The sequence below is a fragment of the Streptomyces sp. NBC_00328 genome (assembly GCF_036139655.1).
In the GTDB taxonomy this organism is placed as follows: Bacteria; Actinomycetota; Actinomycetes; order Streptomycetales; family Streptomycetaceae; genus Streptomyces.
Genome location: NZ_CP108013.1, coordinates 4,676,692 through 4,691,107 on the forward strand (window position 1 = coordinate 4,676,692; position 14,416 = coordinate 4,691,107).

Consider the following 14,416-nt stretch of genomic DNA (forward strand, 5'->3'; position numbering starts at 1 on the left):
CTCCTCGTGCGCAGAGATCATGTAAAGGTCGCGTGAAGGGTGGGGCAGTGCGACGACGCGGGTGGGGTGCGGCCGTTCTGGCGGTCGCGGCGGTGTCCGGGACACTGATCGTCCAGGGGGCGGGCAGCGGGGACACGGGCGGCTCCGGGGGCCACGGGAGGTCCGGGCCGATCCGGACCGGTTCGGCCACCGCCGCGCTGACGGTGGCCGACGGTGGCACGTCCGCCCGGCTGGACCGGCGGCACACCGTGCCCTTCAGCATGCTCGGCATCACCTGGGCCGAGGCGTCCGCACGGGTGAGCGGCACCATCGAGGTCCGGACCCGGGACACGGCGCGTCACACGTGGTCGACGTGGCTGCGGCTGGACGGTGACAGCGGCGAGGGCGAGCGGGGCGCGTCCCGCGGCGGCACCGCGCCCGCGTGGGTGGGCCCGTCCGACGGGGTCCAGGTGCGGATGTCGAGCGGTGCGTCGCGGCGGCTGCCCGAGGGTCTCCGGCTGGACATGATCGACCCCGGCGGTACGGCCTCGGCGATGGAGCCCGCCGGGTTCGTGATGGACCCGGTCGACCCGACCGGCGAAGCCGACCCGACCGGCACGGCCGACCCGACCGGCACGGCGGGCGCGACGGATCCGGCCACGACGGACGCCCCCGCGGACACCACCTCTCCCGCCCCGTCCTCGACCCGGACCGCCGGGCCCTCGTCCGGTCCGACGGACTCCGCGGAACCCACGCGGACGCAGACGCAGCCGTCCACCGGGAGCGCGAGTCCTTCCCCGACCGTCTCCGCGCCGGACCCGGCCTCGCCGACCGCGACCGTGCCCCCGGCCCCGCCGTCCACCGCGCCCCGCCCGCCGATCACCTCGCGCGAGGGCTGGGGCGCCGACGAGTCCATCAGCCCCGAGGAGCCCGGCTATCTGCCCGGAGGGAGGATCAAGGCGGTGGTGCTGCACCACACCGCCACCTCCAACGACTACACCTGCGCCGAGGCCCCCGCCCTCGTCCGGGCCGTCTACGCCTACGACGTACAGCAGTTGACCTGGAAGGACATCGGCTACAACTTCCTCGTCGACAAGTGCGGCACGATCTACGAAGGCCGCAAGGGAGGCGTCGACCGGCCCGTGATGGGCGCGCACGCCTACGGCTTCAACTCAGAGACCACGGGCATCGCCGTCATCGGTGACTACAGCGACATCGCCCCCTCGAAGGAGGCGATGACCTCGGTCGCCCGGCTCGCCGCGTGGAAGCTCGGCCAGTACGGCGTCGACCCGACGGGCACCACCACCCTCACCGCGGGCGCGAGCGGGCCGAACTACTTCCGCCAGACCTGGGACGCGGGCACCAGGATGACCTTCCCCGTCATCCACGGCCACCGCGACGGCTACAACACCGTGTGCCCCGGCGACGCGTACTACGCCATGCTGCCCACGGTCCGCGCCTGGGCGGGCGGGACGGTCGAAGGGCTCAAGCTCGACTCGGTCACCGGTACCGGCGTGTCCGGCACCACCGTCCTCACCGACACCGCCGTCACCCTGAAGTGGTCGGCCTCGACCCCGGCCGCCCTGGTCAGGCGGTACGACGTCCTGGTCGACGGCGAGGTCGCGGCCACAGTCGCCGGCACCGCCTCCTCCGCCGAGGTGAAGCTGGCCCCGGGTACCCACAAGGTCTCCGTGCGGGGCGTCCACCAGTCCGGCCGGACCGCGATCACCGAGGACGTCACCGTCCTCGCCGACCCCGCCCCGGCCCTCACGCCCCCCGCCACGACCACCCCGCCCACGACGAACCCCACCACCCCCGCGGCCACCGCCTCGCCCACCGCCAAGGCCACCACCCCCGCCGCAACCTCCTCGCCCACCTCACCCACCTCGAAGGCGACCACCCCCACCCCGACCGCCTCGCCCACCACAAAGGCACCCACCCCCGCCGACACCACGCCCCCGGTCTTCTCCACCCAGCCGAATCTCGCCCTGCGCACCGGCACGGTGAGCACCACGGCCGTCCCGCTCACCCTGAAGTGGAAGGCCACCGACACGAAGGAGCTGAAGGAGGTCCGCCTCACCGCCCCGGTCGCCAGGACGTACGGCCCGACGGTCACGAGCGCGAGCCTCACGGCCAAGTCCGGTGTGGCCACGACCTGGAGGATGACGGCGTACGACCGGACCGGCAACGCCCGCTCGGCCTCCGTGAGCGGCACCCCCGTGATCCTCCAGGAGAGCGCGGCCACCAGGACCGGCACCTGGACGTCCAAGTCGTCGAGCAGCTACCTGGGCGGCAAGTCGTACAGCAGCTCCACGAAGAGCTCCTCGCTGACCTGGACCTTCACCGGACGCTCGGCGGCCCTGGTGGTCTCGCGCGCCGCGACCTCCGGTCAGGTGTACGTCTACCTGGACGGCAAGAAGACGGCCACCGTGGACCTGAGGACGACGACCACCAAGTACCGCGACGCGATCTGGGCGACGACCTGGGCCGCCGCCGCCAGGCACACGGTGAAGCTCCTGGTCGTCGGCACCGGTGGGCGGCCCACGGTCACGACCGACGGACTGGTGTACCTCAAGTAGTCGTCCGGCCGGTCGGGGCCACCGCGCCGTGCCGGTGCGGTGGCCCGCCCTGACCGCCGGATCCGTCGCGCTCGCCGAGGATCCGGTCCGCGGTTCGACCGACGTTCGACCGACGGTTCAACCGAACAGATTGAGCTCTTCCTCCCGTGCCCCCACCAGCTCGTACGCCGTCGTCTTCGGGACCGGCCGCCCCGAGAAGAGCCGTACGAGGGTCGCGGCGTCGCCGATGTAACGGGCCGGGGGACGGTCGCCGGGGACGCCACCCAGGCGCAGCGGGTCGTCGAGATGGTCGAGGTCGGCGTGCAGCGGTACCCCGTCGCCCGCGCGACTGAAGCGGACCAGGAGCGCGAGGGCGTGCGGGAGTCCCTCCCCCTCGTAGGCGCCCGGCTCGCCGAACGCCTCGCGCACGTCTCCGGCGTGGATCCACTCGCCGAGCGCGACCGCGTCGAGCACGCCCCGGGTACGGGCGATAGCCGGGCCCGCCTCGGTCATCCCGCGTTCCAGTTCGTCGATGACCCGCGCCGTCGGCCAGTCGGCACGCTCGGCGATGTCGCGGTCGTTGACCTCGGCCTCGAACACCCCTGGTTCGAAACGGCGCTCGACCACCCGTGTCAGCACGGCCGAGCAATGCGCCAGCACGTCCCGCACCGTCCACGCCGGGCACCCGGCCGTCAGGCGGGCGAAGTCGTCCTCCGGGCGGGCCCGCAGCAGCGGGATCAGCGCGTCGCGCTCGGTGCGCAGGAGCAGACCGGGCAGTTCCGGGTCCCGTACATCGTGTGCGTCTTGAGGAATCATGACTCCACGCTAGGGGCTACCGGCGCAGTTCGAAGGAGATGTGCGGGGACAGCGCGCGGAGGAAGTCCCGGGCGTCGAAGATCTCGCCGGCGGAGGCGACGCCGACCGTCCTGGTACGTCCCGTCAGGATGCGTTCGAGCGCCTCCACCACGAGTGGCGCGGTGACGGCGTAGATGTCCTGGCCCCGCGCCACGGCACGCCGTTCGGCGCCGCCGGAGCGCACCACGACGTCGACGAGGAAGGTCTGCCCGGACCGCCCGCGCTCGTCGACCGGGCTCGGAGAGGGGGTGTCCGCGGCCGCCAGTTCCCCGGCCGCCTCGACGGTCATGTAGGTGCGCACCTCGGAGACGGCGAGGTGGCTGGGCACGGTGACCACGTCGGCCATCGAGAACTCCCCGAGAACGGCGCGCGGGCCCATCGGCTCGGGGAACGGCCACTCCAGGGTGGGCAGGGCGTCCTCGACGTACTCCAGCCGCCCTTCGGTGTAGCGGACGCGCCGGCCGCCGCGCCGCTCCCGGGAGACCGCGCCCGCGGCGCGCGTCCCGGCGGTGGGGTGCCAGCCGCTCAGCCCGTACGCGATGTGCGCCTCGTCGGCCGCCGTCCACTCGCCCATCGCGGCGGTGACCAGCAGGTCGCCGAAGCCGCCGTAGAAGGCCATCGCGGGGACGATCACCGTTTCCGCGGCCTCGGCCGGCTCCGCGAAGTGCGCGAACGTGTCGAGGTTGGCCTCGATCTCGGCCGCCACGTCCACGTACGGGATCCCGGCGCGCAGGGCCGCCTCGATCACGGGGCCGGCCGTCGTGGCGAACGGCCCGGCGCAGTTGACCACGGCCGCGGCGCCGGTCAGCGCCCGGTCGAGGGACGCCGGATCGTCGACCGTGGCCGGCCGGACGTCCAGGCCCGGCCACGAGGCCGCCAGTTCCTTCAGCTTCTCGGCGTCCCGGCCGGAGAGGATCGGGGTGAACCCGCGCTCCAGCAGTTCGGCCACCACGAACCGGCCGGTGTGCCCGTACGCGCCGAACACCGTCACTGCCTGCCCCGACTCCATGGGTTCTCCCCCGTGCTCGAAGTGAACTGCCTTGATCCGTAAGGACATCCTGGCGAGAACGGGCGCCCCGTACGAGTGTCCGGAACGCCAGGCCCCATACAATTCCGGACATGACCTCTGTCGCGCTGGCCGTCACCGACGGGATGCTGCACTTCGAACTGGCCCTGGCCTGCGAGGTCTTCGGCTCCGCTCCGGACGCCGTGCGGGTGCCCTGGTACGACCTCGCGCTCTGCGGGCCGAAGGCGGTGCGCGTCGGACCGTTCCGGCTGGAGCCCGACCGCGGCCTCGACCGGCTCCGGTACGCCGACACGGTGATCGTCCCGGGCTGGGCCGACATCGACCGGGAGCCGCCCGCCGCCCTCGTCGACGCGGTGCGCGCGGCCCACGAGGCGGGCGCACGCGTGGCCTCCCTGTGCACCGGCGCGTTCGTCCTGGCCGCCGCCGGGCTGCTGGACGGGAAGCGCGCGACCACGCACTGGGCGCACACCCGGACCCTGGCCGCCCGCCATCCCCGGGTGCTGGTGGACCCGGACGTCCTGTACGTGGACGACGGCGGCGTGCTCACCTCCGCCGGCAAGGCCGCCGCCATGGACCTGTGCCTGCACCTCGTCCGCCTCGACCACGGCTCCTCGGTCGCCAACACCGTCGCCCGCAACCTGGTCGTGCCCCCGCACCGGGACGGCGGCCAGGCCCAGTTCGTCAGCACGCCGGTGCCCGCACCCGACCACCATCCGCTCGCCGAGCTGTTCCCCTGGGTCATCGAGCGGCTGGACCGTCCGCTGACCGTGGAGGACCTGGCCCGCCAGGCGCGGATGAGCTCGCGCAACCTGGGCCGCCACTTCAGGTCGGTGACCGGCACCACCCCGCTCCAGTGGCTGCTGACCCAACGGATCCGCCATGCGCAGGAGTTGCTGGAGACCACCGACGCGGGCGTCGACGCCATCGCGGCGGCCACCGGCATGGGAACCGGGACGACACTGCGCCGGCACTTCAACCGCACGGTGGGCGTGCCCCCGGACGCCTACCGCCGCACCTTCCGCGCACGGACCCGCCCCGCCCCTGTCCCCGGCCCCGCGCCTTCGCCTAGCACCACGACGGGGACCGATACGGGCACCACGACGGGGAGCCCCGCGGCGGGGACAATGGCGGCATGGCAGCAGAGAGCAACCGCCACCCGGCCCACGCGGAGCTGACGAAGCGCTGGGCGGAGACCGTCCTGGCCGCACGTGAGGGCGAGGGCGGGTCCGGCCCCGCGCCGGAGCCCTACGGGGCCGACCTCCTGGCCCGCTGGGCCGAACCCCGGCGCCGGTACCACACCACCGACCATCTCCTCGCGGTCCTCGGCCACATCGACGTACTGGAGGCCCACGGGGAGCGCGCGGGCGATCCGGCCGCCGTGCGCCTGGCCGCCTGGTTCCACGACGCCGTGTACCTCCCGGACCGTTCGGAGAACGAGGAGCGCTCCGCCCGGCTCGCCGAACGGGCCCTGGCCGAACTGGGCATCGCCCCGGACCGCACCGCCGAGGTCGCCCGGCTCGTCCGGCTCACCGTCTCCCACGACCCCGCCGGCCACGACACCGACGGCGCCGTCCTGTGCGACGCGGATCTCGCGATCCTGGCCTCGCCCCCGGCCGCGTACGCCGCCTACGCCGCCGCCGTCCGCGAGGAGTACGCCTTCGTCCCCGACGACGCCTTCCGCGTGGGCCGCGCGGCCGTCCTGCGTCAGCTCCTCGACCTGCCACGGCTGTTCAGGACCACGTACGGCGAACGTGTCTGGGCGGCACCGGCCCGCCGGAACATGGAGGACGAACTGGCGTCGCTGACGGACGCCTGACGGGGCAGCTTCCGGTCTCCTCCTCGGAGCCGCCTGCTTCAGCACCGCCGCGGCCCTGAACGCCCGGATGTTCCAGGTCGCGGCGGCCGCCCCGACCCTGGCGGCCGCCACCACCACGGCCGCCTTCAACCTGGGCAACACCGCCGGTCCCTGGCTCGGGGGGGCCGTCATCGACGCGGGGCTCGGATACCCGGCCACCGCCTGGGTGGGCGCGGCGCTGACGGCCGCCGCCGTCTGTCTGACCCTCGTGGCCAGGAAACCCGTACGTTCCCAGGGGAGATCCGTCCTATTCTCGGCCGCATGACAGACATGGGCGGGGATCAGATCGAGGAAGCCGTCGCGAGCTGCGCCGCGCTGCTGCGGGCGGCGGCCGGACGTGACTGGGACGGCGTACGGGCGGGACGGCTGGAGTGGAGCTGCCGGCGGACCGCCGAACACATCGCGAGTGATCTCATCGCGTACGCCGGGCAACTGGCCGGGCGGGCCGGCACGGCGTACGTGCCGTTCGGGATCACGCTGGACGAGGGCACCGGCGACGCGGGGGTCGTCGACGTGATCGAGACGACCGGCGCCCTGCTCGCCGCCGCCGTCCGCACGACCCCGCGCGAGGTGCGCGCCTTCCACCCGTACCCGTTCCGCAGCGCGAACCGGGAGGGCTTCGCCGCGATGGGGGTCGCCGAGGTCCTGCTGCACACGCACGACATCGCCGAGGGCCTCGGCCTGCCGTACGAGCCTCCGGCCGAGCTGTGCACCCGGGTCCTCACCACGATCTTCCCGCACGTGCGCCCCGAGCCCGACGCCCCGTGGAGCACGCTCCTGTGGGCCACCGGGCGCGGCGACCTGCCCGGCCGGGAACCGCTCACCGAGTGGCGCTGGAGCAACAACCTGGTGATCGACACCGAGCGGCTCACCCTCGAGGGGGTCACCCCGGCCGCCGCCGCCGATCTGCACACGGGCGGCACCGGCGGCTTCGAGTGGGTCGAGGGCGGCCCCTTCGAGGGCACCCGGGACGCCTCCGGGATGGCCGTGAGCGCCTACGAGAAGGGACTGCACCGGCCGGAGTGGGGGATATTCGTGCTCGTGCGGCGCGAGGACGGGCGGGCGGTCGGCGCGATGGGCTTCCACGGCGCGCCCGACGAGAACGAGCGCGCCGAGGTCGGCTACGACCTCGCGGAGAACGCCCGCGGCCAGGGGTACGCCACCGAGGCCCTGCGCGCCCTGGCCGAGTACGCCCTCGCCCGCGACGACGTCAAGCTCCTGTTCGCCACCATCGACCGGGACAACGCTCCCTCCCAACGCGTGGTCGCCCGCGCCGGATTCACCCGCGTGAGCGAGGGCCTGGAGCAGTTCGGCCACGAACTGCACGACAGGGAGGGGTCGTTGCGGCTGTACGCCCGCGACAGCTGAGACCGTCGGAGTGTCCCGGCGCGCCTCCGCCCGTACGCTGGCCCGCACACCGTCGGCCTCGCCGCGCGAGCGGGTTTCCTCCGGGGTTTCCTCCGGTCACCGCGCCCGCTTGCGCCGGCGCAGGCCCGCCCCGTGCAGCAGCCGTACGACCTCACGGCTGCTGACCTCCACCGCGCCCGCGGCGACCGCGTCGGCGTAGCGGTGCGAGGGGATGTCGTAGTGGTCGCGCTCGAAGGCCCGCGGGGGCGCGCCCAGCCGGTCGGCGAACACGTGGAGTTCGTCGTAGGAGACATCGCTGATCAGGTGGGACCACACCCGGCCGTGGCCCGGCCAGGTGGGCGGATCGATGTACACGGTCACGAGGGCGGATTCGTGCCGGTCGCCGAGCCGAGGGCGCCCACCGGGGAGATCTTCACGCCCGCCTGGTGGCACACCCAGTGCGGGTCGGGGCCCAACTCGGGCTCCACCTCCAGGGCGTGCGGGTCGCCGCTGGAGCACACCGGGCACAGCGGCCACCGTCCGTGCCGCTCCAGGATCGCGTCCTGCACGTCCTGGGCGACGAGCCCGGCGACGAACCCGGCGCCTTCCGGCCACTGCTCGACCCACCAGCGGCGCTGCACCACCGAGTCCTCGACCAGGGAGACGACGTCCGCCTCGGCCACCCGGCCCGCGATCAGGTCGGCGAGCACACGGGCGCGCGCCGCGTGCAACGCCTGCTCCAGGGGGCTGAGGGGGCTGCCGGTGGGGTCCATGCCCCTATTGTGCGCACCCTTGACCGCATGCCCCAAAGGAAAATATCTTTCATAACGTGACCCATGACGTGAAGGAAATTTTCGCGGGTGAGGCACCGCCCGCCCCCGCGGCCCTCGCGGCCAAGGTGCGGACCCTCGCCCCCACGATGACACGCTCCATGCAGCGGGTCGCCGAGGCCGTCGCCGGTGACCCGGCCGGGTGCGCGGCCCTCACGGTCACCGGACTCGCCGAGCTCACCGGCACCAGCGAGGCCACGGTCGTACGCACGGCCCGCCTCCTCGGCTACCCCGGATACCGCGACCTGCGCCTCGCGCTCGCCGGGCTCGCCGCGCAGCAGCAGTCGGGCCGGGCCCCCGCCGTCACCGCCGACATAGCGGTCGACGACCCCATCGCCGACGTCGTCGCCAAGCTCGCCTACGACGAGCAGCAGACCCTCGCCGACACCGCCGCCGCGCTCGACACGGTCCAGCTCGGCGCCGCCGTCGCCGCCATCGCCACCGCCCGCCGCGTCGACATCTACGGTGTCGGCGCGTCCGGGCTCGTCGCCCAGGATCTCCTGCAGAAACTCCTGCGGATCGGGCTCATGGCCCACGCGCACAGCGACCCGCACCTCGCGGTGACGGGCGCGGTGCAGCTGCGCGCCAAGGACGTGGCGATAGCCATCACGCACTCCGGCTCGACCGGCGACGTCATCGAACCGCTGCGGGTCGCCTTCGAGCACGGAGCGACGACGGTGGCGATCACCGGCCGCCCGAGCGGACCGGTCGCGCAGTACGCCGACCACGTCCTCACCACCTCGACCGCCCGGGAGAGCGAGCTGCGCCCGGCGGCCATGTCGTCGCGCACCAGCCAGCTCCTGGTGGTGGACTGTCTGTTCGTGGGGGTGGCCCAGCGCACCTACGAGACGGCGGCGCCCGCGCTGTCCGCCTCGTACGAGGCCCTGGCGCACCGCCACTCCCCGCGCGGCGGCCGCTAGCCGCACCGCATCCCGCCGGACCCGGGATCCGGGGCCGCGGCACCGACCGGCGGAGCTGGAGCCGGCGCCTCGGGGCACCGGGGAAATTGAACCAGCAGGGAGAGCGCGGTCCCGCGGGCGGCTGTCGGCGCCCGCGCGGCGGTGCCGCGCGTCGTCCCGGCCCGCGCCCCGCCCCCGGGGCCGCGGATACGACACCTCACCGGAAAGAGCCGACCCTGTCATGACCTCCATGCCCAACTACGGTGATCTCCGAGCAGAGTTGGAGACGCTGACCACCGAGGCGTTCCGCCCCGAGCTGTCGGACATCGACCGCCTGTCCACGCTGGAGATCGCGCGGCTCATGAACGGCGAGGACACGACGGTGCCGGCGGCCGTCGCCGCGCAGCTCCCGCTCATCGCCGCCGCGATCGACGGCATCGCGGAGCGCATGGCCCGCGGCGGCCGCCTCGTCTACGCGGGCGCCGGCACCGCGGGCCGCCTCGGCGTCCTGGACGCCTCGGAGTGCCCGCCCACCTTCAACACCGATCCCTCCCGGGTCGTCGGCGTGATCGCGGGCGGCCCGACCGCCATGGTCACCTCGGTCGAGGGCGCCGAGGACTCCCGGGAACTCGCGGCTGCCGACCTGGACGCGCTCGCCCTGACGGCCGACGACACCGTGGTGGGCGTCTCCGCCTCGGGCCGCACCCCGTACGCCGTCGGCGCGGTCGAGCACGCCCGCAAACAGGGCGCGCTCACGGTCGGCCTGTCCTGCAACGCGCACAGCGCGCTCGCCTCCGCCGCGGACCACGGCATCGAGGTCGTGGTCGGCCCCGAACTGCTCACGGGCTCCACCCGGCTGAAGTCCGGCACCGCGCAGAAACTCGTCCTCAACATGCTCTCGACGATCACGATGATCCGGCTCGGCAAGACGTACGGGAACCTGATGGTCGACGTACGGGCCTCGAACGAGAAGCTGCGGGCCCGCTCCCGCCGCATCGTCGCCCTCGCCACCGGGGCCTCCGACGAGGAGATCGAGCGCGCGCTCGCCGCCACCGACGGCGAGGTGAAGAACGCCATCCTGACGATCCTCGGCGGCGTCGACGGGCCCACCGCCGCCCGCCTTCTGGAGGACTCGGAGGGCCATCTGCGCGCCGCGCTGGCGGCTTCGGCCGGCTGACCAGCACGCTCGGGGAGTGAGCACACCGGACTCCAACACAGCGGCGGCCATCCTCCCCCTCGTGGGCGGACCCGCGAACGTCCTCACCGTCGCCCACTGCATGACCCGGCTCCGGCTGGGTCTGCGGGACGGCGGCCTGGTGGACGAGGCGGGCCTGCGGGCCCTTCCCGCCGTCCTCGGCCTGGTCGCGGACGACGGCTCGTACCAGATCGTGCTGGGCCCCGGCACGGTCGCCCGGGTGACGCCCGCCTTCGAGGCGCTGCTGGCGAGCGCCCCGGCCCCCCTCGCCCCGCCCGGCACGGAACCGGCCACCGCTCCGGCCACCGCTCCGGGTACCGAACCGGCGACCACCGCGGACCGGCTCGCCCTGCGCGGCGCCGAGCTGAAGGCCTCCCGGACCCGCCGCAACGCCACCCCCCTCAAGCTGTTCCTGCGGCGGATCGCGGACGTCTTCGTGCCCCTGATCCCCGCCCTGATCGGCTGCGGGGTCATCGCCGGCCTCAACGGCCTGCTGATCAACCTCGGCGTACTGAGGGGCCTGACCCCCGCGCTGACCGCCATCGCCGCCGGGTTCATGGCGCTGATCGCCGTCTTCGTGGGATTCAACACGGCCAAGGTGTTCGGCGGCACCCCGGTCCTGGGCGGCGCGGTGGCCTCGGTCGTCGTGTACGCGGGGGTCGCCAAGGTGACCGTCCTCGGGGTGACGCTCGCCCCCGGCCAGGGCGGTGTCCTCGGCGCCCTGGCCGCGGCCCTGCTCGGAACGTACGTGGAGAAGTGGTGCCGCCGCTGGGTCCCGCCGACCCTGGACGTCCTGGTCACCCCCACCCTCACCGTGCTGCTGACCGGCCTGGTCACGCTGTACGCGCTGATGTACGCGGCCGGTGAACTCTCCGCCGCCATCGGCACCGCCGCCGCCTGGCTGCTCTCCACCACCGGCGCCCTCGCCGGGCTCGTCCTCGGCGCCCTGTTCCTCCCCCTGGTGATGCTGGGCCTGCACCAGGCCCTCATCCCCATCCACACCACGCTCATCGAGCAGCAGGGCTACACCGTCCTGCTGCCCGTGCTCGCCATGGCGGGCGCCGGCCAGGTCGGCGCCGCCCTCGCGGTCTACGTCCGGCTGCGCCACGACACCTCGATCCGTACGACGATCAGATCGGCGCTCCCGGCCGGGCTCCTCGGCGTCGGCGAGCCCCTGATCTACGGCGTCTCCCTGCCCCTCGGCCGCCCCTTCGTCACGGCCTGCGCGGGCGGCGCGGCGGGCGGTGCCTTCATCGGCTTCTTCTCGATGCTGGGCGACCACGTCGGCTCGACGGCCATCGGACCCTCCGGCGTGGCCCTGTTCCCGCTGCTGTCCGGCAACCGGGGCCTCGCCGTCACCGCGGCGATCTACGCGGGCGGCCTGCTGACCGGGTACGCCGTCGGGTTCGCGGCCACCTACTTCTTCGGCCTCGGCGGCGCCCTCCGAGACGGTCCCGACGGCGGACTCGACCGTGACACCGGCGACGCGTCACCGGCCCGCCGGCCGGAACAGGCCGCCGTGTAGCCGCGCTGTCGGTGGCGCATGCGAGGCTGGGAGCATGAACCACGCACAGCTGACCGCCCTCGGCCGCGCCCTGCGGCTGCTCGGGGAGCACGGCGACGCACTGAACGCCGACACCCCCGACGCCAAGCTGCACGAGGTCAAGGCGGACCTGAAGCGGGCCCTGGACCTGCTCGACGAGACGGTGGCGACGGCCAAGCCGACCACCCGCTGCTCCGAGCACCCGAGCGGCCCGGTGGACGAGAGCGCCCCGGACCGCTGTCTGCTCTGCGAGACCCGCCGCCGCACCGCCCGCCGCACCGAGGTGAACGACGCGTACACACACGGCCGGGCACCCTCCCCGGACGAGCTGCCCGACCGCACGATGACGCGCTACGGAGTCCGCGCCGACCGCCCCCAGCCCCAGCAGCGCTGGCTCCCGGAGGTCTGGAGCGGCCAGGAGTGGCACCTGTGCGGTACCCCCCGGCGCGACCGCCAGGAGGCCGAGCACTACCTCGCCGCCGAGCGCCGGGCCCCCCGCCCCGGCATGGCCTACCGCCTCGTCCACGAGTTCACGGACTACGAGGTGCTCCGCATCTGGGGCACCCCGGTCAAGGTCGACATCGAGCCGATGGGCAACCTTTAGGCAGGCCGCAGAACCTTCCGACAGGCGGGGCCCGACGGCGGGCCCCCTCCCCGGCTCCCGGGTCAGGGCAGCCGCCCCTCCGCGTTGATCCGCCGCACCCGCGCCCGCAGCACCTCCCCCGGCGGCGCCTCCGCCAGGGCCTCGGGCGGACAGTCCCACTCGATCCCCCCGCCGGGCGGCCGCAGTTGTACGAGGCCGCCCTCGCGCCCCATCACCTGCCCGAGCCGCCCGTCCCGCGCGTCGACGGCGTACTCCGCGCTCACGCCCCGCCACCGCCCTCGCCGGTGCCGCACGCGCGCAGTACGGCGGTCAGCTTCTGGGCGGTGCCCACGTTGCAGCGGCCGAGCGCGACCAGGGCGAAGGGCTCGTCGCTCGCGCCGGTCACCGGATCGACCCGCAGCGACGGCAGCACCACACCGACCCCGGTCAGGGCCGCCCGCAGCTCCTCCACGATCTCCTCCGTCGGGCGTACCCGCTTGCTCGACGTCATCTCCATCGCACCGCACCCTCCACGCTGAGTGTTCGCATTCACCACCCAGCGTGGCCATAACACCTCTAACCTGGCCAGAGTCGGCGCTCCAACAACCCCACCTGTGTGACAGGGAGTCGCGATGCCCGGCCCCAAGGACCTCGACCCGTCCTCCTCACCGCGCGCCATGATCGGCGCAGAGTTGCGGCACGCCCGCGAGAACGCCGGCCTGAGCCAGGCCGAACTGGGCGAACCACTCTTCGTCAGCGGTTCCTTCGTCGGTCAACTGGAGTCGGGGACAAGGCGGTTGCAGCTCGAATACGCCGTCCAGATAGACGAGATCCTGGGGACGAACGGGTTCTTCACCCGCAACTGCGCAGCCCTCGCCAAGTCGAGATACCCGGACCACTTCGCGGAGGCGGCGGAGGCAGAAGCGATCGCTACGGCGATCAGGCACTACCTCCCGCTGCTCATCCCCGGTTTGCTGCAGACCCCGGCGTACGCCGCAGACCTGTTCCGCACCTATCGGCCGACAGTCCCCGACACCGAGATCGAGGAGTTGGTGGCGACCCGCATGGAACGCGCCCGCCTTCTTGACGATCCAACAACCCCGTTGTTGTGGGTGGTCCTGGACGAGGCCGCTCTCCGCCGACCGGTCGGCGGAGCCGCAACGATGGCAGAGGCTCTTCGCCATTTGGCGGACCTGGCGCACCGCCGCCGGATCATCATGCAGGTGCTGACGTTCGACGCCGGTACACATGCCGCGATGGGCGGCTCGTTGAAGCTCATGGAGTTCATGGACGCGCCCCCGCTGTGCTTCGTCGAGGGAGTGGACATGGGGAAACTGGTGGACGACCCGGCCACGGTGGCCCGGCACAGCCTTACCTTCAACCTCATTCAGGCGGCGGCACTCGCACCTCAGGCTTCCCTGTCCCTGGTCGAGTCCGTGGCGCATGATTACGAGCATGGAGAACAACGCCCATGAGTACGAACTGAGTTCGGTCACCTGGCACAGGTCCAACTACAGCGACGCCAGCGGCGGCAACTGCCTGGAGGTCGCTAGCTGGCGCAAGTCGACGTACAGCGCCGGTGACGGCGGCGACTGCCTCGAAGTCGCCGACGGGCACGCCACTCTCGTCCCCGTGCGGGACTCCAAGAATCCGCTCGGGCCCGTGATCGCCTTCGGTGCCGCCGCGTGGGGCGCCTTCGTGGGCCACCTCGGAGCCACCGGCTGACCGGCGCGAAGCGCGAAAAA

At 73.4% G+C, this 14,416-nt stretch carries 16 protein-coding genes and 1 pseudogene; 11 read left to right on the top strand and 6 right to left on the bottom strand.

Annotated features, from left to right (window positions below):
- The first annotated feature begins 47 nt into the window (after window positions 1-47).
- Window positions 48-2,558: a peptidoglycan recognition protein family protein gene (locus OG485_RS20370; RefSeq protein ID WP_328669755.1), complete on the top strand. Its 2,511-nt coding sequence runs from the start codon at window positions 48-50 to the stop codon at window positions 2,556-2,558.
- A gap of 117 nt (window positions 2,559-2,675) precedes the next feature.
- On the opposite strand, the gene OG485_RS20375 is transcribed toward OG485_RS20370, so the two are convergent.
- Both OG485_RS20375 and OG485_RS20380 read right to left on the bottom strand, forming a co-directional pair.
- Window positions 2,676-3,353: a maleylpyruvate isomerase family mycothiol-dependent enzyme gene (locus OG485_RS20375; RefSeq protein ID WP_328669756.1), complete on the bottom strand. Its 678-nt coding sequence runs from the start codon at window positions 3,351-3,353 to the stop codon at window positions 2,676-2,678.
- A gap of 16 nt (window positions 3,354-3,369) precedes the next feature.
- On the bottom strand, window positions 3,370-4,401 hold the full coding sequence (locus OG485_RS20380; protein ID WP_328669757.1) for a saccharopine dehydrogenase family protein: 1,032 nt from the start codon (window positions 4,399-4,401) through the stop codon (window positions 3,370-3,372).
- A 110-nt stretch (window positions 4,402-4,511) separates the two neighbouring features.
- On the opposite strand from OG485_RS20380, the gene OG485_RS20385 reads away from it, so the two are divergent.
- The 4 genes and pseudogenes from OG485_RS20385 to OG485_RS20400 all read left to right on the top strand — a co-directional run bounded on the left by OG485_RS20385 (window position 4,512) and on the right by OG485_RS20400 (window position 7,642).
- Complete coding sequence (locus OG485_RS20385) at window positions 4,512-5,594, top strand: helix-turn-helix domain-containing protein (protein WP_328669758.1); 1,083 nt, start codon at window positions 4,512-4,514, stop codon at window positions 5,592-5,594.
- Window positions 5,552-6,235 (top strand): HD domain-containing protein, encoded by a 684-nt coding sequence (locus tag OG485_RS20390; RefSeq protein ID WP_328669759.1) that lies wholly within the window; start codon window positions 5,552-5,554, stop codon window positions 6,233-6,235. The genes OG485_RS20385 and OG485_RS20390 overlap by 43 nt, the downstream gene beginning before the upstream one ends.
- Window positions 6,236-6,242: 7 nt before the next feature.
- Window positions 6,243-6,539: pseudogene (locus OG485_RS20395) on the top strand (Cmx/CmrA family chloramphenicol efflux MFS transporter); the annotation flags it as partial.
- On the top strand, window positions 6,536-7,642 hold the full coding sequence (locus OG485_RS20400) for a GNAT family N-acetyltransferase (protein ID WP_328669760.1): 1,107 nt from the start codon (window positions 6,536-6,538) through the stop codon (window positions 7,640-7,642). The pseudogene OG485_RS20395 and the gene OG485_RS20400, both read left to right, overlap by 4 nt.
- Window positions 7,643-7,738: 96 nt before the next feature.
- On the opposite strand, the gene OG485_RS20405 is transcribed toward OG485_RS20400, so the two are convergent.
- A complete protein-coding gene (locus tag OG485_RS20405) occupies window positions 7,739-8,002 on the bottom strand; it encodes a DUF4031 domain-containing protein (protein WP_328669761.1) in 264 nt (87 codons plus the stop codon).
- Window positions 7,999-8,394: a hypothetical protein gene (locus OG485_RS20410; protein ID WP_328669762.1), complete on the bottom strand. Its 396-nt coding sequence runs from the start codon at window positions 8,392-8,394 to the stop codon at window positions 7,999-8,001. The genes OG485_RS20405 and OG485_RS20410 overlap by 4 nt, the downstream gene beginning before the upstream one ends.
- A 56-nt stretch (window positions 8,395-8,450) precedes the next feature.
- Between OG485_RS20410 and OG485_RS20415 the strand changes: the two genes are divergently transcribed.
- The 4 genes from OG485_RS20415 (at window position 8,451) to OG485_RS20430 (ending at window position 12,692) form a co-directional block, all read left to right on the top strand.
- The gene (locus tag OG485_RS20415; RefSeq protein ID WP_328669763.1) at window positions 8,451-9,371 is read left to right on the top strand and encodes a MurR/RpiR family transcriptional regulator; all 921 of its coding nucleotides are present in this window, start codon (window positions 8,451-8,453) and stop codon (window positions 9,369-9,371) included.
- Between the two features lie 220 nt (window positions 9,372-9,591).
- Window positions 9,592-10,527, top strand: coding sequence for an N-acetylmuramic acid 6-phosphate etherase (gene murQ / locus OG485_RS20420; protein ID WP_328669764.1), 936 nt, complete (start codon window positions 9,592-9,594; stop codon window positions 10,525-10,527).
- A gap of 16 nt (window positions 10,528-10,543) precedes the next feature.
- Window positions 10,544-12,070, top strand: coding sequence for a PTS transporter subunit EIIC (locus OG485_RS20425; RefSeq protein WP_328669765.1), 1,527 nt, complete (start codon window positions 10,544-10,546; stop codon window positions 12,068-12,070).
- Between the two features lie 34 nt (window positions 12,071-12,104).
- Window positions 12,105-12,692: a hypothetical protein gene (locus OG485_RS20430; protein WP_328669766.1), complete on the top strand. Its 588-nt coding sequence runs from the start codon at window positions 12,105-12,107 to the stop codon at window positions 12,690-12,692.
- Window positions 12,693-12,754: 62 nt separating this feature from the next.
- Here OG485_RS20430 and OG485_RS20435 read toward each other — a convergent pair whose 3' ends face one another.
- Complete coding sequence (locus tag OG485_RS20435; RefSeq protein ID WP_328674862.1) at window positions 12,755-12,955, bottom strand: hypothetical protein; 201 nt, start codon at window positions 12,953-12,955, stop codon at window positions 12,755-12,757.
- A complete protein-coding gene (locus tag OG485_RS20440) occupies window positions 12,952-13,188 on the bottom strand; it encodes a hypothetical protein (RefSeq protein WP_328669767.1) in 237 nt (78 codons plus the stop codon). Before OG485_RS20440 ends, OG485_RS20435 begins: the two co-directional genes overlap by 4 nt.
- 115 nt (window positions 13,189-13,303) lie before the next feature.
- Between OG485_RS20440 and OG485_RS20445 the strand changes: the two genes are divergently transcribed.
- Both OG485_RS20445 and OG485_RS20450 read left to right on the top strand, forming a co-directional pair.
- Window positions 13,304-14,146: a helix-turn-helix domain-containing protein gene (locus OG485_RS20445; RefSeq protein WP_328669768.1), complete on the top strand. Its 843-nt coding sequence runs from the start codon at window positions 13,304-13,306 to the stop codon at window positions 14,144-14,146.
- Window positions 14,127-14,396, top strand: coding sequence for a DUF397 domain-containing protein (locus OG485_RS20450; protein ID WP_328669769.1), 270 nt, complete (start codon window positions 14,127-14,129; stop codon window positions 14,394-14,396). The genes OG485_RS20445 and OG485_RS20450 overlap by 20 nt, the downstream gene beginning before the upstream one ends.
- The last annotated feature ends 20 nt before the right edge of the window (window positions 14,397-14,416 follow it).

What these genes read in the sequence shown, in the direction of transcription:
- OG485_RS20375 (WP_328669756.1), bottom strand. Translation starts at nt 3,353, where the DNA reads ATGATTCCTCAAGACGCACACGATGTACGGGACCCGGAACTGCCCGGT.
- OG485_RS20380 (WP_328669757.1), bottom strand. Translation starts at nt 4,401, where the DNA reads ATGGAGTCGGGGCAGGCAGTGACGGTGTTCGGCGCGTACGGGCACACC.
- OG485_RS20385 (WP_328669758.1), top strand. Translation starts at nt 4,512, where the DNA reads ATGACCTCTGTCGCGCTGGCCGTCACCGACGGGATGCTGCACTTCGAA.
- OG485_RS20390 (WP_328669759.1), top strand. Translation starts at nt 5,552, where the DNA reads ATGGCAGCAGAGAGCAACCGCCACCCGGCCCACGCGGAGCTGACGAAG.
- OG485_RS20400 (WP_328669760.1), top strand. Translation starts at nt 6,536, where the DNA reads ATGACAGACATGGGCGGGGATCAGATCGAGGAAGCCGTCGCGAGCTGC.
- OG485_RS20410 (WP_328669762.1), bottom strand. Translation starts at nt 8,394, where the DNA reads ATGGACCCCACCGGCAGCCCCCTCAGCCCCCTGGAGCAGGCGTTGCAC.
- murQ (WP_328669764.1), top strand. Translation starts at nt 9,592, where the DNA reads ATGACCTCCATGCCCAACTACGGTGATCTCCGAGCAGAGTTGGAGACG.
- OG485_RS20430 (WP_328669766.1), top strand. Translation starts at nt 12,105, where the DNA reads ATGAACCACGCACAGCTGACCGCCCTCGGCCGCGCCCTGCGGCTGCTC.
- OG485_RS20440 (WP_328669767.1), bottom strand. Translation starts at nt 13,188, where the DNA reads ATGGAGATGACGTCGAGCAAGCGGGTACGCCCGACGGAGGAGATCGTG.
- OG485_RS20445 (WP_328669768.1), top strand. Translation starts at nt 13,304, where the DNA reads ATGCCCGGCCCCAAGGACCTCGACCCGTCCTCCTCACCGCGCGCCATG.
- OG485_RS20450 (WP_328669769.1), top strand. Translation starts at nt 14,127, where the DNA reads ATGGAGAACAACGCCCATGAGTACGAACTGAGTTCGGTCACCTGGCAC.